Origin of the sequence: Psychrobacter jeotgali (genome assembly GCF_904846315.1) — a bacterium.
Lineage (GTDB): Bacteria > Pseudomonadota > Gammaproteobacteria > Pseudomonadales > Moraxellaceae > Psychrobacter > Psychrobacter jeotgali.
The window spans coordinates 1,196,404-1,217,248 of sequence record NZ_CAJHAF010000001.1; the positions used below are offsets into that span (position 1 = coordinate 1,196,404).

A 20,845-nucleotide genomic window follows, 5' to 3' on the forward strand; every position below is an offset into this window, starting at 1 on the left:
TAACTAGGAATGACTCATGCAAATTATTTTGTTACAGCGTATCGTCAACCTTGGTAAACTCGGTGAAACTGTCGATGTAAAACCAGGTTACGGACGTAACTTTCTTATCCCGCAAGGTAAAGCATTACCTGCGACTAAAGCTAATATTGAAAAGTTCGAAGCACGTCGTGCTGAGCTTGAAGCTGAAGAAGCCAAAGAAATCGCTAGCGCTCAAGAGCGTGCTGACGCCCTAACTGATGTTAACGTTATCATGCGCGCCAAGTCTGGTGACGAAGGCAAGCTATTTGGTTCTATCGGTACTCGCGATATCGCTGAAGCCTTAACCAACTCTGGCCTAGAAGTTGACCGCTCTGAAGTTAAACTTCCAGAAGGCACACTACGTCAAATTGGCGAATATAACGTTGATATCCAGTTGCATCATGATGTTACTGCTAGCATTTTAGTTACTATCTTATCAGAAGATGGTGATGACGAAGACCAAGCAGTAGAAGAAGATGATAACGAAGCAGCAGACGAGAACGAAGACTATTCTGAAGAGTAAGTTTTAGAATCTCTAGTTTAATTTTAAAAAAAAGCCAGTAACTTAAGTTACTGGCTTTTTTTATGTGAAATGGCATTTAAAATGTTATATTTTATAACTGGTTAGGTTTTTTTGCAGTCTTTATTAGCATAGCAAACCAAGAGAATTCATATGACATTTTACTCAGCCCCTAATTATTCCCAGCGCTTACATGAGTGGCTCAAGCGTGGCAGAAACTGGCACATTGAGTATGATGAGTATTTATCCAATCATATTACTCATAACTGGATTGCGCTGGATGCTGCTGGTGCTGATAATGAAAAAATGCAGTGGTGGGAGGAGGTTTATGTTTATAACACTACCGATAAAGTTAATGGTAAAAAAGCGTTACACTCTAAAAAACTAGCAAAAATGCTACAGCCGCCACGCAGCAACCCCATTGATTACACCAAAATAACTGACGCTAATTGGTTAAATAATTTGCAGTCTATCCGGATTGCCTTTGGCTTATATCGTGATTTTTTTGATAAAAAAATAGCCAAGCTGGGTTTGAGCGCTTGTCTGAATCGCTATTACCCTGCACTATCAGAAGGTATGGCAGGGGCAGCAATGCATGCTGTTATTCATACGGGCTGGGCGGTTGATGTCGACTCTGTAGACATGGCAAGTGAGGGCTTAGCTTACATGGCAACCGCTTTTCAGCCGTTAGCAACTGGCTCAAATCATAGTGAACATCAGCTATGGTGTCCTAATGCACCGAGCATCATTGCAGCCTTTAAGCAGATTTTTACCAATAACGACATAGCAGCGCTGGCTAAAAAAGCCGATTTATTGAGTAAGACTGAAGACTATACAGACCTTAATAGAGGCAGCTTTCAGCAGCGGCTCATCACTTTTGATAATCCTGAACACCCAATGGCGCAGTTTCTCAATGAAAACGTGACGCTAAGACTACCCGATATCGGCTGTGACTTAACGCCATCAATAGAAGCATTAACGGTTACTGCAACCACAGCTTTGTACAGCAGTGATAACGAGTTTTTTATATTGCATGGATTAACTAGCCTACATGCTGTTTTGTGTGTCCTGCCGCACCTTGATGAGACAGCCCAGCGTAACGCTTTAGGCTACTGGTTTAGAGCGTTAGTGGCTACTATTATCGTTCAAGGCATCCCTAATATAGTGGATACAATCGTATTGCTAGAGCAATGGAATAAGTATAAGGACAAAAATCAATCTGATAAGCATCAGCTAACTGATGAACAACAGGCATGGTGGATGCAGATATTACAGTCAACCACAGACAGCCTTGATGAGCATGTCCCAAAAGGCGTTTATGTGTTAAAGCGTTGGGCTGAATGGCAGGCGTTTTCAAGTGCTACCCATGATGTGTATATTAAAGCGGCTCAAAACCTCGCAATGCCCCACCCTAGTGGTAAGTTAGATGCAAACTTATGGTTTAATCGTTGAGCATCAAAGGCTCTATAAAACAAAGATAAAAAATTGAGATAGCATAAACATTAAAGTTAAGACTACCCATAAAAAAATCCGACCACACTATGTGATCGGATTTTTAATATTTGGTGGAGATGGCGGGAGTTGAACCCGCGTCCGCCAGCATTACGCTCATGACTCTACATGTTTAGATTCTGTCTTTGTTTTTAGTCCGCACCGATCCGACAGGCAGGATGGATTGGACGATTCTCTACTTTTGAACCCAAGCGATTGAGACAATCCCTTGTGGCGAACCTATATTCGGACGCTTCAACTGGGCTGGTCAACTATAGGTAATCGGCAGCGCAGTAAGCAGGGTTTAAGCTGCTAGAGCGTAAGTTTCGTCGTTTGCGACTATAACAATATATGTTTGATTTACGAGAGGACATACACTCTCGACATGCATCATTGAGTTTCATCACCAGCGTCGAAGCCAGAACATCCCCAATAAGATTGCGTATTATAGGTTATAAAAGAGCTTTTGTCAACCATATAATAATTTATAGCGTATTAATTTACATCCTAACTGATTGATTATGTAGACAATATATCAAATTGTAATATCGCTCTAATTAAAACTCTATATCAAAATAGAAGCTAGTAAATACCCTATAGAATGATATATGGGGCAGATAGTTATCTTTTCAACCATTCAGGAGTAATAAGTTTATTATTATATGCTGTAGTGATTTAGCCCAAAACTTTATTCAGCCATTTACCGATATTTTGAATCTGCGGCATACAAACCTGATGCGCCATCGGATAAGTATTATATTCAACCTGATAGCCTTTAGCTGATAATAATTGCTGCGCCTGCTGACCTAAAACCACTGGAACAACGGGGTCATGAGTACCGTGCTCAATCAGTACAGGTATATTTTGGTTCGCCGTGCTATATTCTAAATCATCATTGGTCGCCAAATAAGTAGACAATGCCATCAAGCCAGCCAAAGGCTTTGGATAGCCCAATGCCACATGATAAGCTACTGCCCCGCCCTGAGAAAACCCAGCTATGACAATATTTTCAGGAGCAACGCCGTGCTCTATTTCACGAGTGATTAAATCATGTATTTTTTGCGCTGATTGCTCAATTTGGGCAATATCAACTTTACGCTCAAGGCTCATCTCCAAGATGTCGTACCAAGCTGGCATAACCATACCGCCATTAATAGTGACAGGGATATTCGGGGCATGCGGAAAGATAAAACGTACCGCCATATCATTACTCAAGCCCAACTGCGGCACTACAGGCTCAAAATCATGCCCGCTGGCACCTAAACCATGGAGCCATATAACCGCACGATCTATTTGCTTATTCGATGGGTTATGCTCTTTGATGACCGCCTCTAAATATTGACTCATTTTATTCTATTTCCTTTATATAAAATTATAGGTATGACCCATTTATGACTTAATTAGAATTTGTTGAACCTTCAATTATTATCCACCAATTTTTCACAGCTATTGAGATGCCACATACTACCCTAGCAAAGGTTTTATGCTAGGATAATTTAATAGCGTGAGTGGTGTCGATTTTACCAATGTAGCTACTTTATGACGCTCTATTATTATTTTTCAACATTTATTATATAAGAAAACTTTTTATAACAAGATATCACAACTATGACTCATATTTTATTGGTAGAAGACGATCCCGCTATTGCCATGTCTTTGAAAGTGACTTGCAAACGTGAAGGGTGGCAAATCACTTGGCTAGATAATGCCAGTGGGGTTTTACCTATGCTGCATAGTGATGAGGCGCAAACATTATCAGCTATTATTTTAGATGTTGGTTTGCCTGATGGTGATGGCTTGAGCTTGTGTCAACAAATTCGTCATACCGCCGAGCTTGAGCATTTAAAAGACTTGCCCATCGTATTTTTAACCGCCCGTAGTGATGAGGTAGATCGTATTTTAGGACTGGAGATGGGCGGTGATGATTACTGTGCTAAGCCTTTTAGTCCTCGGGAGTTGGTTGCCCGTTTAAAGGCGATTTGGCGGCGTGAACAAATAAGCGCCCAGCAGTATGCTACTGAAGATAGCACTCCGTCTCATAACTCTCATACCTCTAATGGCGCAGCTGATAACTTATCTCCTAACCCGATGTCAGGGCAGGCTTTAACTTTTGAGTGTCAATCTGGTACTTGGTATTATCAGCCGCTTAATTATTCACTAATGTGGCAAGATCAAAAGCTTGAGCTTAGTAATACCGAGCGCAAGATTTTATTAACCTTACTCCAAGCCCCCAATCAAGTCTTTAGCCGTGAACAATTACTAAATGCGGTCACTGACTATCCTGATCACCGCCTGGCACGCACGATAGACAGTCATATCAAATCTATTCGCAAACAGCTGGCTAGCATTGATGCTAGTACCGATGTGATTCATACCCACCGTGGTCTTGGTTATGGACTGTGTCCTGCCTAATGAGCTCTCCTGATAATAAAAATAATCCCATCAAACCCAATCAAAGCAGTTGGTATGCCAAACTGCACCCTATTGGTACTGCCCAGCAGCAGACGAAAACCCCGAAACGTCCGCTTAATCTAAGTATATTTTTTCGGATTTGGCTGGCCGTTGCACTGATTCTAATTCTCTCTGGCATAGTCGCCTTTACCCAATTGTTTGGCTATATCAAGCCGACCGCGCAGCAAGTCATTGAGGATACTTTATTAGATACTAGCCAATTACTAGCGGCCAGTTTGCGCGTGCCTCTAAGCTCAGGGCAACTATATGATGAGAGTTATCAGAGACAGCTGGATACTGGTTTTGCCAGCACCCAAACGACAATCAATGGCTCACTTAATAAAGATCTAGAGCCGACTATTAATAAGCAAACGGATAACGGTTTTCGAGTCTATGTTACCGATAATAACGGTTTAGTTATCTACGACTCTTGGCCTATGCCTTACAACGCTGAAGGCGAAGATTATAGCCGCTGGAATGATATCTATCTGACTCTAAAAGGTCAATACGGTGCGAGAAGTACGCTCAGCAAAGATAGCGGGCACAATACTTCTATCATGTATGTTGCCCAGCCGATAAGAGACGAATTAGGCGAGATTATCGGCGTGGTTAGTGTCGGTAAACCAGTTGCGAGTATCTTGCCTTATCTGAATGATACACGCCAGCGCATGTTGATCACTACCCTACTGGTTAGTATCGCCGCTCTGATACTAGCAGGTCTAGTGGCGTGGTGGCTTAAGCAAAGTATCACTCTGGTCACTCAATATACTGGCTCGCTCGCCGAGGATACTAAAAAGCCTTATTTCTATTTGGGTCATGAGCTTAACAGCCTAACCGATACTATCGAGACCATGAAACATCGGTTAGAAAACAGGGCTTATGTCAGCGATTATGTCCATACGCTAACCCATGAGCTAAAAAGTCCATTGACCGCTATTCGTGCTAGCAGTGAGCTGTTAGAGGATGACGGCCTAGATACTGAAGATCGCCACATGCTTAATCAGTCTATTGGTGAGCAAAGTATCAAAATGCAGCAATTGATTGATCGTTTATTATTATTAGCCAAAGTTGAGCAGCCTACTTTTAGACTAAATCGGCAACCCGTAGCCTTATTACCGATGCTCCAGAGCTTGATAAAAGACAGTAGTCCAAAGCTCCAACAGCGTCATCTGGACGCTATTGAATTGTATGTTAATGAGGAAAACCTGCTTTCTCATTCTAAAAATATGACGCTACCTGTGGAGATACTGGCCAAAACCACAGTATTTGCGGATAGTTTTTGGTTACTACAAGCCTTGCAAAATGTGCTGGATAATGCAATCTATTTTGCCGCCAATAAAGTCACCATTCATATTTATAATACTACAGCGCACTCAGTAGTTATTGACATCTTCAATGATGGCAAGCAGCTTCCGGATTATGCGGTTAGTAAAGTATTTGATCGTTATTTTAGCTTGTCGCATCAAAGCCAATTACGTTCAAGCGCTATCCAATCCGATCTCACTTCTCAACAACCTAAAACACAGACCACAACTACTCACACCTCTGCAAAAAAAGGAACGGGACTGGGGCTAACCTTAGTCAAACAAGTGATTGAACATCATGGTGGCAGCGTTATTATGCATAATGTTGGCGCTGACTCCGCTGCCGATCAGCTAGCTGGAGTTATGGTGCGCATAACCTTACCTTTATTTGAAAAGTAAATATCTGAGACCTGGCCACTGACAACTTTTAAACCATTCAATGGATGCTCAAAACCTGTGATAGCACTGGATGATGACTACAATAAAAAAGCCCTTTATCCTTCCTAGCTAAAGTAGAAAAGATAAAAGGCTTTTGGCACATAAACGCTTAGCAGCATAGTAGAAACATAAAGGCTATAGCTGCTAATAAGTTAGCTTATTCAGTAATCGATTCTACTGGCGGCTCTACGTCAGCGTTTTGACCCCGATGACGTAGATAATGATCCAGTAATACTATCGCTAGCATCGCCTCGGCAATTGGTGTAGCACGTACGCCAACACAAGGATCATGACGACCTTTAGTTAACATATCGACAGCCTCCCCTTGAGTATTAATACTCTTGCCAGCAGTAGTAATACTAGAAGTTGGTTTGAGCGCAATACTGACACGAATGTCTTGACCTGATGAGATGCCGCCCAAGATACCACCAGCATGATTGGCAGTAAAACCCTCTGGAGTCAGCTCATCACGAGACTTATGTCCAAACTGTCCAGCTACGGCCATACCATCCCCAATCTCAACGCCTTTTACCGCATTGATACTCATCATCGCATGGGCAATATCGGCATCTAAGCGATCGAAGACTGGCTCGCCGAGTCCTACGGGTACGCCGCTGGCGATTACCTCAAGGCGCGCACCGCAGCTGGTACCTTCACGGCGCAAGCGATCTATCAAAGCCTCAAAGCGGGTAACTGCTTCAGGGTCCGCACAAAAAAATGGATTGCTATTGACATAATCCCAATCTATTTGACTCGGATCCGTTACTTGACTGTGCTCATCACCGATTTGGGTTACGTGACCACGAATTTGTACGCCCAAACGCTCTAGCAGGTACTTTTTAGCGATAGCACCAGCCGCCACCCGCATAGCGGTTTCACGCGCTGATGAACGCCCGCCGCCACGATAGTCACGAAAACCATACTTCATACTATAAGTATAATCAGCGTGGCCGGGACGAAAAGTGTCTTTGATTTCGCTATAATCTTTGGATTTTTGATTGGTATTACGAATCAGCAGACCTATGGAGGTGCCAGTGGTTTTGCCTTCGAATACGCCCGAGATAATCTCAACTTCATCAGACTCACGGCGCTGGGTCGAGTATTTAGAAGTACCGGGCTTGCGGCGATCTAAGTCGGTCTGCAAGTCAGCGGCACAAAGCGCCATCCCAGGCGGCACCCCATCCACAATAGCCATCAGTCCGGCACCATGCGACTCACCGCAAGTCATAACCTGAAAAAGCTGTCCTATACTGTTACCTGCCATGTCTATCCTTAAACGAATTCGATTTATTTATAAATATCCGATAATAACTATCAAAGGCTGTATAGCACCTCTATTAATTATTGTTCATATCGTCTAAGCGCTGCACATAATGAGCAAAAAGCGAGCGATACTCCATCAATTCCTCAAAAGTAATCGCAAAGACTCCGTGACCGCCGTGCGCAAATGTCAACCAATCAAAGTTAATATCAGGATAAGCTTGGTTCAAAGCCCATTCGCTATCGCCTACTTCACACACTAGCAAACCTTCAGGGCTGAGATAGTCTGGCGCTTCAAACAAGATACGATGTACCAAATCTAGCCCATCTTGACCCGCAGCCAGTGCCTGCTCTGGCTCATATAAAAACTCAGGCGGCAAATCTGCCATAATAGCTGCATCAACATAAGGCGGATTGGTAACGATGAGCTCATACTGGTGCTCGCTTGGTATTTTAGCAAACAAATCCGACTCTATAACATTGACTTGATGGCCGAGTTCATGATGATCGACGTTGACCATTGCCACTTCTAAAGCACCTTTATCGATATCTACCGCATCAACCAAGGCATCAACAAAACGACTTGCCAAGGCAATAGCGATACAGCCAGAACCGGTGCATAAATCTAAGATACGCTCCGGTTGTGACAACTGCTTTACCTCAAGACCGTGGTCATAAAAAGCGGCTGACGGCTCTTTGGATTTTGTAGCTATCCCTGTCGCTGCTCCTAGCGGTTTGGCCCATTCATTGACTTCAAAGTAAGGATAAAACTGCTGGCGAATCAGCTCCGCTATCGGTGAGCGTGGAATCAAAACCCGCTCATCAATATAAAAAGGCAAATCACAAAAATAAGCCAAATTAATTAAATAGCTCAGTGGTTTACGATCACTAATACGGGCTTCCAATAAGCTTAGCACCGCCTGTTTTTCAGAGTGGGTAAGACGGCAATCTAAAATCTGTTCATTAGCTGACCAGTCCAAAGATAAAGAATGCAATACGATAGCTGAGGCTTCTGCAAACTCATCGGTAGTCCCTTGCGCCACTACTACATCATAATTGCGCAGTTGAGTGACCGCAAAACGAATAAAATCACGAATGCTGAATAATTGTTCGCGCGCTTCTTCAAGCTCGCTCTGCGAACTTGTCAATGAAATATTCTCGGGATCTAATAGCTCAGAATCCTGAAGATCAGAGCCTTGATAATCTAAGCCTTCAAAATCGCCTTCAGCTTCAGCAGAGTATTGATTTTGAAAATCTTCTGCGCTCATGATTTGGTCTTCTGACATAGGGCACCTTATTGATTAAAAGCCAAGCTTAGTTAAAAATAGCGTTAAAAGAGTAGCGCTTGAATAAAATTATATTAAAGCATTATAAACCCAAACGTTAGATGGCGCCAATGACTGTGCTTTTTATTTACTTTTATGCCAATGCTATCTTATCAACACCTTGCTTTACTCAATATTTATGCCATTAACTCTAACAATCATAGCTAGATTATCACTACACTGTTATTAATACGTCAATGATTGACGCCTAACAACCTTTTGCTATAAAAAGAGGTAGCAAAAGTTTGCGAAGCCATCGAATTATGCGCATAATAGCTCATCGTAAAAACAATTGTGATCAAATATTATGAAAATAAAACCCCTTATCGCTTCAATGTCAATCGCTGCACTGACAGCCAGTGTTAGCTTAAATGCGCTTGCTGCTCCTAACGATAATACTCGAAACCTCCCAGTAAGCGCAGGTGATAACTTGCCGGATATGGCAGTGTTGGCAAGTCTTGATATTCAAGAAGATCGTAGTCAATCAATCGATGGCAATACTTTGAGCACCTCTAAAAAGCAACCTGCTGATCGTATGAGCAAATTGATTGATAAACAAGATGAACAGTTGCAAGCTGACAACATTAGTGCAGAAGAATTGACCCGTAAAGATGAGCAGTCTGAGCGTAATGATGATATCAGTGAAGGCCAAGCGCTAGCTAATCCTAACAGTCAGCTGGCAGACAATGGTGCTGATTCTTTAGGATTTGAATCTCCCGTTAATGAGCAGCAAAGTGTTAATGACGAGTCCTCAATCAAAAGTATAGAAAATAAAGACGGTAAAACCTATACCACTTTGAATTTATCGAATTATGCGCAGCAAGTAAACAGCGCTACTTGGTCGCCGAACATGAAAGTCAACTCAGCCATGACTATCAAAATGCAAGCGTTGCTCGACTGGAATCACGCTTCACCTGGTCCAGTCGACGGCGGCTGGGGAATGAATAGCAGAAAGGCTTTGACCAACTTTCAAACTATGAAAGGCTTGCCAGCGACAGGTAAAATGGATCAAAAGACTTGGGATGCGCTGACCAAAAACATCCCGGCCAATAAGCCGGTACTCGTGACTTATACGCTAACCGAAGAAGATATCAATACTAACTTTGCGACCACGCCTGCAGGCTCAGAAGCTAAGTCAAAAATGAAAGGTTTATATTATCAAGACATCAAAGAGATGCTCGCTGAGCGTTTTCACATGGATGTGCGCTACCTTGATAAGTTAAATAAAAACAAAAAATATCAAGTCGGTGAAACGATTACCGTACTAAATACCCGTAAACCTCTTAATGAGCGTATCAATCGTATTGTTGCTGATAAAGCCACTAAAACCCTATATGCCTATAATGATAAAAAGCTAGTGGCTACCTACCCGACGACTATTGGTAGTGACGCCACTCCTTCACCGCAAGGCACTTTTAAGATTATTAATAGTGTTAAAATGCCATGGTATAAAGCGACTGTCGGTGAAGGCAGTGACAAAAAAGTACACATGCTACCACCAGGACCAAATAACCCGGTAGGAGTCGTCTGGATGGGGCTATCGAAGCCTTCTTACGGTATTCACGGCTCACCTAAACCTGAAGGTATTAGTCGCCAAGCCTCTGCAGGCTGTGTACGCTTAACCAACTGGGACGTATTAGAGGTCTATGCCAATATCGAAAAAGGGGCAACGGTTGAACTGAAGTAGTCAACTTCATTCTATAACCAATATAGTTATCAGTAATCTAAAAAGGCCTTTTAATAAAAGGCCTTTTTATTTTTTAGTTATATTGTTTAATTATAAAATATAGGAGTTAGATATGAAAAAAGTAATGTTTATAGGGTATGGCTCAATGGCTAGGAAGGTCCACGAGATGCTACCTGAAAACGTGGTGCTATCGACTATATTATCCAGTCAAAGAAGTGCCGATCGTTTAAGAGCTGAATGCGGTGACGCTATTAAAGTGATAACTTCGGTAGATGATTTAGCAGAGATGCCTAGTTTGGCTATTGAGATGGCCGGACAAGAAGGGCTGAAAGAACACGGTATCAATATTTTAGAGAAAGGCATACCACTTGGAGTGGTTTCTGTAGGTGCTTTTACCGACGAAAAGTTTGCGATATCGTTGTGTGATGCAGCAGAAAATCATGGTGTAAAAATCCATATACTAGCTGGTGCTGTCGCTGGTATTGACGGTATCAATGCCGCAAGTTTGGCTGGACTCGATAAAGTTGTTTATCAAGGTAGAAAGAACCCTGCCAGCTGGCAAGGTAGTCATGCTGATGAGCTTATCGATTACGATAACTTAGCAGAGTCAGCGGTCTTTTTTACTGGAACGGCTAGAGAAGCGGCGACTTTATTCCCAGACAACTCCAACGTTGCTGCAACGATTGCTCTTGCAGGAGTCGGGCTTGATCAGACTCAGGTAGAATTAATCGTTGATCCAGCACTTGAACATAACATTCACCATATAACGGCTGAAGGCGTATTTGGTAAACTTGAGCTTAGCATCACAGGATTACCCTTAGCTGAAAATCCGAAAACATCAAGCTTGGCCGCTTTTAGCGCTTTACGCTTATGCCATCAGCTGGATCAAACTCTACAAATATAAGCCTCAATTATCATTGATAATACTCTAACAATTGATATAAAAAAAACAGCCTCTAAAGGGCTGTTTTAAAATCAGGTATAACATCCTTTAAATACTACAAACGCATCATTAATTAGGCTCGATGTCCATTGTTATCTTCTTCACCAGTAATGCTTCCGACTTTTTTAGTAAAAAACAAACCTGCTGGAATAGAAACTAATAAACCAACCACCACAGCAATTTGAATATGAGGAATTTCATTAAATCCTGTCACTAAAGCTGTAATGATAAGCAATCCAACGATAACCGTTGCTGCCATCGAGTAGATCATGGAGAATAATGGCCAATTCATGATTTATTCCTTATTATTTGTGTGGGTATATCTACAGTTATACGCTAATTCCTTATAAAAAGTAAGTATTAATTGTAAACTAGCAGGCCAGTAATAACAGAAGACTTATAATAAAAGCCATGCTAATATTAAGGATTTATTTGTTATCTAATTTATCCTTAATCAATATTCATTTAAAGCTTTTATCACTATCGGTTTACATCCCTTATTTAAACTAATCATTTCGTATGATACTCATCTATACTTTTGACTGGCTATAGTATAGATACCCACTTTCTTCATTACTCTCCTTTTTCTGGAAGTTTTATAGTCATAAAAATTACTATGCTAGTATTGTTTTACAATTACAATAGTCACTCTTACTCTTCTGCAAAAGCCTTGTCAACATGACCTCATCTAGTAACAACTCTGCGAACTCTTTATCTAAACAAGACTCACTAGATAATGAAAATGATCCTGATATTGGTCATGATGAGGCCATTACCGAGTCTGGTGCTGAAATAGCGCAGGAACCTTTGATTGACCACGTAGATAATTTGGCTGAGCAGAATATTGAGGAAAACGAAAATGATGATGAAGATCAAGAAGTAGAAACAGAATGCGCTAAAGCTCCTGAACCTCAGATAACCATGACCTCGCCTAGCCCTGACGTGGTTATTGCTACCGTAGAAACTCCAGATCTTGAAGATTTAGCTCATAAAGATACACCAACAGAGCAGCAAGACCAAACCGCACCCGCCACCTCCGCTGCCGCAGATGAAGCTAAACAAAGCAGCTCTGAAAACTACGATAATCAAGCAAGCAACCTAGAAAACTATGCTGAACAGCAAGATAATGATAATGATCAAGTGGATAGCGATAATGTTGATGAAGCCCGAAATGATAACGATAGAGAGAGCATTAATGAAAGTAAGGTTGATAACAGCGATATTGATGCGAGCGACATTGACAAAACTGAGTCTAATCAAGATCTAGAAGATAGCGAGTATCTAGATGATGAAAAAAGACAAGAAGCCGTCGAAAAAGAGAAAGAATCTAAACTTGAGTCTTATAAGCAGTTTATTGCGCGGCAATTTAGCAATCAGAAAGTAGACTATCCAGAAGTACGGGTTAGAATTGAGGCCAATGCCCTACCCAGCAAAATGTACTTTGTGATGAATATGCTCTCAGCTATTATTGCCAGCTATGGTTTAGTCACTAATTCAGCAGCAGTAGTGATTGGTGCGATGCTGGTGGCGATGATGCTTGGTCCTATTACTGGTATTGCGCTCGCCATCATTGATCACCGTGCCCCTTTGTTGCGTAAGTCTTTATTTACGGTAATAACTGGGGTTTCTTTGGTGGTCTTGGTAGGCTTTGTAGTAGGTTGGTTGCACAATGAACAACCGCTGACTGCAGAGATATTATCACGTACCCAGCCGACCTCTATGGATTTGATGATAGCCTTAGCTGGCGGTACGGCAGGTGCTTATGCCATGGTCTCGCCGCATCTGTCAGTGGCCGTCGTGGGGGTGGCAGTGGCAACGGCATTGGTGCCGCCACTGGCTGCCAGTGGTATCTTGTTTGCTAATGGCGAGACCCAGCTTGGACTTGGAGCACTACTGTTAGCCATTACCAACATCATCGCCATCCAGTTTACCAACGCTTTAGTACTATGGATTTTGGGTTTTCGGCGCTTAGTCGATGATGATTATCAGTCAAGTACTTACTTAACTTTTTTGCGACGCAACGCCGTTACTTTATCACTGTTGGTGGTATTAGGTGTTTATTTGTCAATTAATCTAAATAAAAACGCCAATCAGCAAGCCTTTGAAAACAATGTTAAAACAGCGATTAATAGCTATTTTGTTGATAAAGGCAATGTACTGACCAACACCCAGTTTGATCAGACGGATGAACACTTAACTATTCGGGCAGTCATTCGCGGTGAAACCACCCCAAGCTCCTACGATGTGCGCCAACTTGAAGCAGAGATTGCTCAAGATATGCTCGATAGCTTTTCGGAGAACTCGCGCATTAAACTACAGCTACGCTACCTACCTGTACAAGTTATCGAAGCCAACCCTCTGACTGCTGATAAGCTCGACAAAACCGATGCCGCCATCTTAACCAATTAAGGGGTACGCTAATTAACGTTATAAAAGCTTTTGAGACTGTTAGAATAATGCAGCAATTGCATATCCTATATCAAGAGCTTAGCTGAATGTGCTAAAATCGCTTGCAAATTTATTAAACCTTTTCTTATCTCATTTTATCTCAACTATAGCCGTTAGTAAGGAGCCGCTGTGAGCCAGCCATTCCGCTCAGCCGACATTCGTAAAGCTTTTTTTGACTTTTTTATAAGCAAACAGCATACCCCGGTGTCTTCATCAAGCTTGATTCCACATAATGACCCGACCTTGTTATTTACCAATGCGGGCATGAATCAGTTTAAAGAAACCTTTTTGGGAATAGAGCCTCGCGATTATACTCGTGCGGTCACCTCACAAAAGTGTGTCCGTGCTGGCGGTAAGCACAACGATTTAGATAATGTCGGTTATACTGCACGCCATCATACTTTCTTTGAAATGCTAGGTAACTTCTCCTTTGGCGATTATTTTAAGCAAGACGGTATTGCTTATATTTGGGAGTTTTTGACCTCAGATAAGTGGCTTGCCATCGATAAAGATCGCTTGTATGTCACTATTTATGAAACCGACGACGAAGCCTATGATATCTGGCATAAAGACATTGGCCTGCCAGCGGAGCGCATCATTCGAATTGGTGATAATAAAGGGGTGCCCTACGCTTCTGACAACTTTTGGACTATGGGTGATACCGGACCTTGTGGTCCATGTACCGAAGTGTTTTATGACCATGGCGCTGAGATTGAAGGGGGTCTACCCGGTACTCCGGAAGAAGATGGCGACCGTTTTATCGAGATTTGGAACTGTGTTTTTATGCAGTTTAATCGTCAAAAAGATGGCACGATGACCCCGCTACCAGCGCCAAGCGTGGATACTGGTATGGGGCTTGAGCGTATCAGCGCTATTATGCAAGACGTCCATAGTAATTATCAGATTGATTTATTTGCGCACCTGATGGATGCCGCTGCGCAAGTTTTAGAGATTGAGAACCAGCAACAATCTTCCTTAAAGGTCATCGCTGACCATATTCGTGCGGTTGCATTTTTAATCGCCGATGGCGTGATGCCGAGTAACGAAGGTCGCGGCTATGTACTGCGCCGTATCATTCGCCGTGCGGTGCGCCATGGTCATAAATTAGGTGCCAATAGCGACTTCTTTTATAAGATGGTCGCCCCTTTGGTAGCAGAGATGGGCGCTGCTTATCCTGAGCTTCTAGAGAAGCAAAGCTTGATTGAAGACGCTATTCAAAAAGAAGAGGCTCAGTTTGCCAAAACTTTAGCACAAGGTTTACGCCTACTTGCCAGCGAGCTTGAAGATTTGCAGGATGGTGATGTCCTCTCAGGGGCAGCTGCCTTTAAGCTTTACGATACCTATGGTTTTCCGCTCGATCTAACCGCCGATATTACCCGTGAGCGCGGTATTACTATCAATGAAGAAGAGTTTGATGAGCACATGCAGGCACAACGTGAACGTGCTCGTGATGCTGGCAAATTTGACGTTGATTACAGTAGTGTGATTCAAGTAGATACGCCTACTGAATTCATTGGCTATGAGCAGTTAGAAGACCAGAATGTTCAAATTGTAGCGCTCTATCAAGAAGGTCAAGCTACGGACAGCTTAGCAGAAGGTGAAGAAGGGGTTATTGTTCTTGATCGCACGCCATTTTATGCAGAAGGCGGTGGTCAAGTCGGTGAGCTGGGTGAGATTCGCACCCCATCCGGCGTCTTTGAGGTACAAGATACCAAAAAATCTGGTCAAGCCATTATTCATTACGGCGTGGTCAATATGGGCACCATTAGTGCTCAACAAACCGCTGAAGCCGAGGTAATCTCTAGCATTCGCGCTGCCAGTGCCAAAAACCACTCAGCCACTCACCTGCTCCATGCGGCTCTACGTGAAGTATTAGGTGATACCGTTAGCCAAAAAGGCTCGCTGGTATCCAGTGAGGTGCTGCGTTTTGACTTTGCTTATGATAAGCCGGTTAGCGCTGCTGAAATTAATCGTATTGAGCGCTTAGTCAATGAGCAAATCCAAGCCAATACCCCAGCTTGTATCGAAAACATGCCTATCGATGAAGCTATGGATAAAGGAGCCGTGGCTTTATTTGGTGAAAAATACGGTAATGAGGTGCGGGTTTTAACCATGGGTACCGATCAAGTCATTGATGGTCGACGCCAGCCCTTCTCTATTGAGCTATGCGGTGGTCTGCACGTAGAGCGTACAGGTGATATTGGCGTATTAAAAATCACCAGTGAAGGCGGTATTGCAGCTGGCGTGCGCCGGATTGAAGCCGTTACAGGTATGAATGCTATCAAGTATATTCAGCAAAATGATCAGCAGCTAAGTACCCTTGCCGGTCAGCTTAAAGTCAAACGCCCTGATGTGGCGAAACGTGTACAAACTATGGCTGATAAGCAGCGTGAGCTTGAGAAACAGCTTGAACGTCTAGAGCAAAAAATGGCTAGTGCACAAGCTGCTAATTTGCTTGATGAAGTACAAACCATTGCTGGTACCCCAGTATTGGTCAGCACCTTATCCGGTATTGATGGCAAATCGATCCGTACCCTGATGGATGATATCAAATCCAAATCACCTGACAGTATCATTGTGTTGATTGGAGATAAAGACGGACAATTGGCCTTGGCTGCTAGTGTCGCTAAATCCTTAACCTCACGTATTAAAGCTGGTGATATTATCCGTCATTTGGCCGGCGAGCTTGGTGGTAAAGGCGGTGGTAAGCCTGATTATGCTCAAGGCGGCGCCCCTAAAGCAGATAATACTGCAGCTGTGGTTGGTGCTTTGCCAAACTGGATCGAGTCTCAGCTTGGCTAGTTAGACCGATTAACTCCTGAACCGGGATGCAGGTAAAGCGATTGGTTATAGCTCCTATAACTAATCGCACTGGATATAAGCGCATCTAACGGGTGCTGTGACTTAAATTCTTCGGACGAGTATGGTATAAAGGTCAACGTTTCACTTAATACCAAGTACAGTTTTTATATCCAGTTTTATCTTTAATCTATAGCTGAATATAAAAATAGCGCTACAATCTATAACTCTTAATAACTGATAGCTAGCATTGATGAATAATAGGTAAATTTTATGGCCTTAATAGTACAAAAATACGGCGGCACGTCAATGGGCAGTATTGACCGCATTAAAAACGTCGCAAAACGCGTTAAACGCTGGCACGATAATGGCCATCAAGTCGTCGTTGTAGTGTCAGCCATGAGCGGCGAGACCAACCGCTTGATTGATTTAGCACGCCAAATTAGCCCTCAGCCAGACCCGCGCGAATACGATCAGATGGTATCTACCGGTGAGCAAGTGTCGATCTCGTTATTAGCGATGGCTATCAAAGAGTTAGGTATCGGTGCACGCTCTTTTACTGGTCGCCAGGTAGCTATAAAAACCGATGCCTCGCACAATAAAGCTCGTATTGAGTCTATTGAAGATAAGAATATCCGTGAGCAGTTAGACGCTGGTAATGTGGTAGTGGTAGCAGGTTTCCAAGGTACCGATGAGCATGGCAACATCACCACCTTAGGCCGCGGTGGTTCTGATACTACAGGGGTTGCCATTGCAGCCGCACTCGGCGCCGATGAGTGCCAAATTTACACCGATGTGGATGGCGTTTACACTACCGACCCACGGGTAACCTCAAAAGCTAAAAAGCTTGAAAAAATAACCTTTGAAGAAATGCTGGAGATGGCAAGCCTTGGCTCTAAAATCTTACAAATTCGCTCAGTAGAGTTCGCAGGTAAATACGGCGTCCCTCTACGAGTGTTATCAAGTTTTGATGAAAACAACGATGGCAGCTTTGATGACGACTTTAAAGACAATGTTGGTACCCTAATTACGATAGACGAAGGAGACAGTATGGAACAGGCAATCATCTCAGGGATCGCTTTTAACCGCGATGAGGCAAAAATTGTAGTGCGCGGCGTACCTGATCATCCCGGCATAGCTTCTGCTATCTTGACGCCTATTGGTCGGGCGAATATCGAAATTGATATGATTGTCCAAAACGTATCCACCCATGGTACTACCGACTTTAGCTTTACCGTAAATCGTAGCGACATGGAAAGAGCTATGAAAGTGCTCAATGATGAAGTTAAAGATGAGATTGGCGCTAAAGAAGTACTCGGCAATAGCGAAGTGGTCAAAATATCGTTAGTAGGCGTAGGTATGCGCTCACACGCTGGGGTTGCTAGTCTGATGTTCCAAACACTGGCTGAAAACAATATTAATATTCAAATGATATCAACCAGTGAAATCAAAGTCTCTGTACTTATCCAAGAGCAACATCTAGAAAAAGCCGTTAGATCATTGCATACTGCTTTTGGTCTTGACCGGGAGGATGGTGATAGCAGAGTTGCTGGTCAATAATCAAGCGCTTAATAACAGAACGTTAGGAAATAAAACAGAGATTTAATTCTATATAGGGTCTATCAAGACCCTATCGTTTATTACAATGGTCTACTTTTACCCAGCAGTTTTGTTAAAAGCCGTGACAGTATCTAATAGGATACTTATAATAGGCTGTTCATTTGGGCTAAATGAATTTACCTATTATCACTGATATTTATTTTATTCTGGATTATGCTCTTAATCTTATTTTATTAAATAGGACGTTTCTTTATAAAGATAGGACGCTTTAGCATAATAAGTAGTGAAATAATGTTCAATTTGGTGATATTCTGAAGTTGAGTAATATACATGAGTAATAATATTTTATTGCGACATAAGGAGTGTGACGCATGTTAATTTTGACACGCCGCGTGGGCGAAACTTTGATGATTGGCGATGAAGTCAGTGTAACGGTATTAGGGGTCAAAGGTAATCAGGTACGTATCGGTGTTAACGCACCGAAAGATATTGCGGTACACCGCGAAGAGATATATCAGCGTATTCAACAAGAGCGTTCGGTGCAATCACAAATGCAGCACCTCGAACAAGGCAACTTTGCGCCTTCATTCGATGACGAAGACTATTTTAATCGCTAATTCCACCTGCTTTGAGGTCATTTGATTATGAGTATCCGCCAATCAGACGTATCTGCTTTGCTTAATGGTTTGGACAAAAAAGCCATTGGGTTCAATGATGTTATCAGTTTTATTGATGATTTTTATCGTTATGCGCCCGCACCATTTGTAAATGGTATGGTGCATAATGATGCTGGTGAAAATGAAGGTAGTGCCAAGATTTTTGGTTTTGCCAAGCACCATGGTTTAAGTCAGTTAGATACCCTTAAATTATTCGGTGAGCATTACGAAAAGGTGCTAGCTACTCCGAAAGGCACCGATCACGCCAATATTCGTAATTTTTTACATTGGGGTTGGCAAGGTTTCTTGATGACCAAGAATCCACTTACGCAGCGCCCATCAGTAGATACTACTGCATTGTAACTTTGCGATGTAAGTTAGATAGATAACATTTAGATTAAATAGATCTAGTATGAAATCCAAAAAGCCCACACTATCAGTCGATAGCGTGGGCTTTTTAAATGGCTGTTCTTACTCTTTATTCAGTCAACAGCTTATCATTACAACTATTTATCACGGAATTTAACCGGCTGTATCGCCCCTCTTGGATTAGGCATATTAGGATAATGATGTTCATGCTCGACATCACATTCAGCGCCTATAACACTCCCATCATCTTTTATGGGTTTATGAATATAGCCTGTACGTTCGGCAGGAGGCAAATGCTCATGCTCCCATACCATTACTGCTTGCATGCAAGTTTCACGTTGCTCGCTAGTCACTAGCCGGCCATCCGGCCATTTACCCAGCTCAATAGCAACACGGAATTTGTCGACTACTTCAGGCGTTAGGCTTGCTAATATTGTTTGCTTGTCCATACGGCCTACTCTCCTCATGATATCTGTTATCTGCTTTGTTTTATGCTCAAAATATACTCATTAATTATCATCTATAATATCATCATCAGTATCAAGACTGAACTCTTCAGCGTGGACGTTCCAGTGTAATTTAGTCCGGCAAGCTTCGTAGAACTCAAAGCCTGGCGGATGCAGCAAAGTCAACTTATCAGGATGCTTACGAATATATAGCCGCTGATTTTGCTCGATCGGTACACTTGCTTTGCCATCGGCACTGACCATCGGCTGGGTTCGATTATCTTCATGAATACGAATACATATCTCACTATTACCGCTGACCACAATAGGCCGGCTCGACAAGGTATGAGGATGCATAGGTACCAGACAAATCGCATCCATACTAGGATGTACAATAGGGCCGCCACCTGAGAGCGCATAAGCAGTTGAGCCGGTTGGAGTCGCTGCAATCAGCCCATCACTGTGCTGACGATAGACATCTTGACCGTCAATCTTCATCTGAAAGTCAATCATGTGCACCGATTTACCCGCATGCAATACCACATCATTCAAGGCCATATCTTCATACAATATCTTTCGCCCTTCTCTTACTTCCATCGTTAATAGAAACCTATGATCAAGCTGATAATCACCCATCAATACTTGGCGTAATTTAAAGGCTACTTCATTAGGTTTAACATCTGCTAAAAATCCAAGACGACCTCTATTAACCCCTAAGACTGGTACTCGATAGCGAGCTAGCGCTTCAGCAGCATGTAAAATAGAGCCATCACCACCTACGACAATGACAAGGTCACAAATCTCCCCAATCAAACCGCGCTTAACGATTTTGACTCTTTCGATATCACTTAAGTCTAGGGTCGGGAGATTGGCCGTCTGCACGTCCATAACTAAGGTAAGACCCATCTCATTAACGGTCTTAGATACCTGAATAAGACTTTGAATGACACTGCGCTTGCCAGCACGGCCCATCAGACCAATACGGCGAAAAGCAGGGTTCTTTATAGCATGAAACAGCTCTGATTCATGTAGGTGCGGCAATCTTGCGGACTGCGCTGAGTTTTCCATATAACGACTCGGCATAACTTTAGAATATATGACATAAAAACGTGATCATCTGCAATAAGATT

General features: G+C 42.7%; 16 protein-coding genes, 1 other RNA gene and 1 pseudogene. 11 read left to right on the forward strand and 7 right to left on the reverse strand.

The annotated features are described in order from the left end of the window. Positions 1-16: 16 nt before the first annotated feature. Both rplI and JMX18_RS04790 read left to right on the forward strand, forming a co-directional pair. Complete coding sequence (gene rplI, locus JMX18_RS04785; protein WP_201585060.1) at positions 17-541, forward strand: 50S ribosomal protein L9; 525 nt, start codon at positions 17-19, stop codon at positions 539-541. A gap of 150 nt (positions 542-691) precedes the next feature. Then, positions 692-1,990 (forward strand): questin oxidase family protein, encoded by a 1,299-nt coding sequence (locus JMX18_RS04790; protein ID WP_201585062.1) that lies wholly within the window; start codon positions 692-694, stop codon positions 1,988-1,990. A gap of 111 nt (positions 1,991-2,101) precedes the next feature. Here JMX18_RS04790 and ssrA read toward each other — a convergent pair. Then, positions 2,102-2,460, reverse strand: a transfer-messenger RNA (tmRNA) gene (gene ssrA, locus JMX18_RS04795). A gap of 244 nt (positions 2,461-2,704) precedes the next feature. Beyond that, positions 2,705-3,376, reverse strand: coding sequence for an alpha/beta hydrolase (locus JMX18_RS04800; RefSeq protein ID WP_201585064.1), 672 nt, complete (start codon positions 3,374-3,376; stop codon positions 2,705-2,707). A gap of 261 nt (positions 3,377-3,637) precedes the next feature. Between JMX18_RS04800 and JMX18_RS04805 the strand changes: the two genes are divergently transcribed. Further along, complete coding sequence (locus JMX18_RS04805; RefSeq protein ID WP_201585066.1) at positions 3,638-4,441, forward strand: response regulator; 804 nt, start codon at positions 3,638-3,640, stop codon at positions 4,439-4,441. Further along, positions 4,441-6,183 carry a two-component system sensor histidine kinase CreC gene (gene creC, locus JMX18_RS04810; protein WP_201585068.1) on the forward strand — a complete coding sequence of 581 codons (1,743 nt, stop codon included), beginning with the start codon at positions 4,441-4,443 and terminating at the stop codon, positions 6,181-6,183. Before JMX18_RS04805 ends, creC begins: the two co-directional genes overlap by 1 nt. 196 nt (positions 6,184-6,379) lie before the next feature. Here the strand turns inward: creC and aroC are convergent, their stop codons facing one another. Together aroC and prmB are read right to left on the reverse strand one after the other, a co-directional pair. Further along, entirely contained in the window at positions 6,380-7,486 is a 1,107-nt protein-coding gene (gene aroC / locus JMX18_RS04815; protein ID WP_201585076.1) for a chorismate synthase, read from the reverse strand. A gap of 73 nt (positions 7,487-7,559) precedes the next feature. Then, a complete protein-coding gene (prmB, locus tag JMX18_RS04820) occupies positions 7,560-8,768 on the reverse strand; it encodes a 50S ribosomal protein L3 N(5)-glutamine methyltransferase (protein ID WP_201585078.1) in 1,209 nt (402 codons plus the stop codon). Positions 8,769-9,114: 346 nt separating this feature from the next. Between prmB and JMX18_RS04825 the strand changes: the two genes are divergently transcribed. Beyond that, positions 9,115-10,494, forward strand: coding sequence for a L,D-transpeptidase family protein (locus JMX18_RS04825; RefSeq protein ID WP_201585080.1), 1,380 nt, complete (start codon positions 9,115-9,117; stop codon positions 10,492-10,494). 112 nt (positions 10,495-10,606) lie between these two features. Further along, a complete protein-coding gene (locus tag JMX18_RS04830; RefSeq protein ID WP_201585082.1) occupies positions 10,607-11,398 on the forward strand; it encodes an aspartate dehydrogenase in 792 nt (263 codons plus the stop codon). 112 nt (positions 11,399-11,510) lie between these two features. Here the strand turns inward: JMX18_RS04830 and JMX18_RS04835 are convergent, their stop codons facing one another. Further along, entirely contained in the window at positions 11,511-11,729 is a 219-nt protein-coding gene (locus JMX18_RS04835; protein WP_201585084.1) for a hypothetical protein, read from the reverse strand. Between the two features lie 386 nt (positions 11,730-12,115). Between JMX18_RS04835 and JMX18_RS04840 the strand changes: the two genes are divergently transcribed. The 5 genes and pseudogenes from JMX18_RS04840 (at position 12,116) to JMX18_RS04860 (ending at position 19,263) form a co-directional block, all read left to right on the forward strand. After that, positions 12,116-13,846, forward strand: coding sequence for a TIGR00341 family protein (locus JMX18_RS04840; protein ID WP_201585086.1), 1,731 nt, complete (start codon positions 12,116-12,118; stop codon positions 13,844-13,846). Positions 13,847-14,014: 168 nt separating this feature from the next. Then, positions 14,015-16,687, forward strand: coding sequence for an alanine--tRNA ligase (gene alaS, locus JMX18_RS04845; protein ID WP_201585088.1), 2,673 nt, complete (start codon positions 14,015-14,017; stop codon positions 16,685-16,687). Positions 16,688-16,957: 270 nt separating this feature from the next. Further along, entirely contained in the window at positions 16,958-18,244 is a 1,287-nt protein-coding gene (locus tag JMX18_RS04850) for an aspartate kinase (RefSeq protein ID WP_201585090.1), read from the forward strand. Positions 18,245-18,615: 371 nt separating this feature from the next. Then, positions 18,616-18,783 (forward strand): annotated as a pseudogene (csrA, locus tag JMX18_RS04855) (carbon storage regulator CsrA); the annotation flags it as partial. A gap of 105 nt (positions 18,784-18,888) precedes the next feature. Then, on the forward strand, positions 18,889-19,263 hold the full coding sequence (locus JMX18_RS04860; RefSeq protein WP_201585094.1) for a HopJ type III effector protein: 375 nt from the start codon (positions 18,889-18,891) through the stop codon (positions 19,261-19,263). Positions 19,264-19,406: 143 nt separating this feature from the next. Here JMX18_RS04860 and JMX18_RS04865 read toward each other — a convergent pair whose 3' ends face one another. Together JMX18_RS04865 and JMX18_RS04870 are read right to left on the reverse strand one after the other, a co-directional pair. Beyond that, a complete protein-coding gene (locus JMX18_RS04865) occupies positions 19,407-19,718 on the reverse strand; it encodes a YeaC family protein (protein ID WP_201585096.1) in 312 nt (103 codons plus the stop codon). 60 nt (positions 19,719-19,778) lie between these two features. Continuing rightward, on the reverse strand, positions 19,779-20,783 hold the full coding sequence (locus tag JMX18_RS04870) for an NAD(+) kinase (RefSeq protein ID WP_227674565.1): 1,005 nt from the start codon (positions 20,781-20,783) through the stop codon (positions 19,779-19,781). Positions 20,784-20,845: the final 62 nt, after the last annotated feature.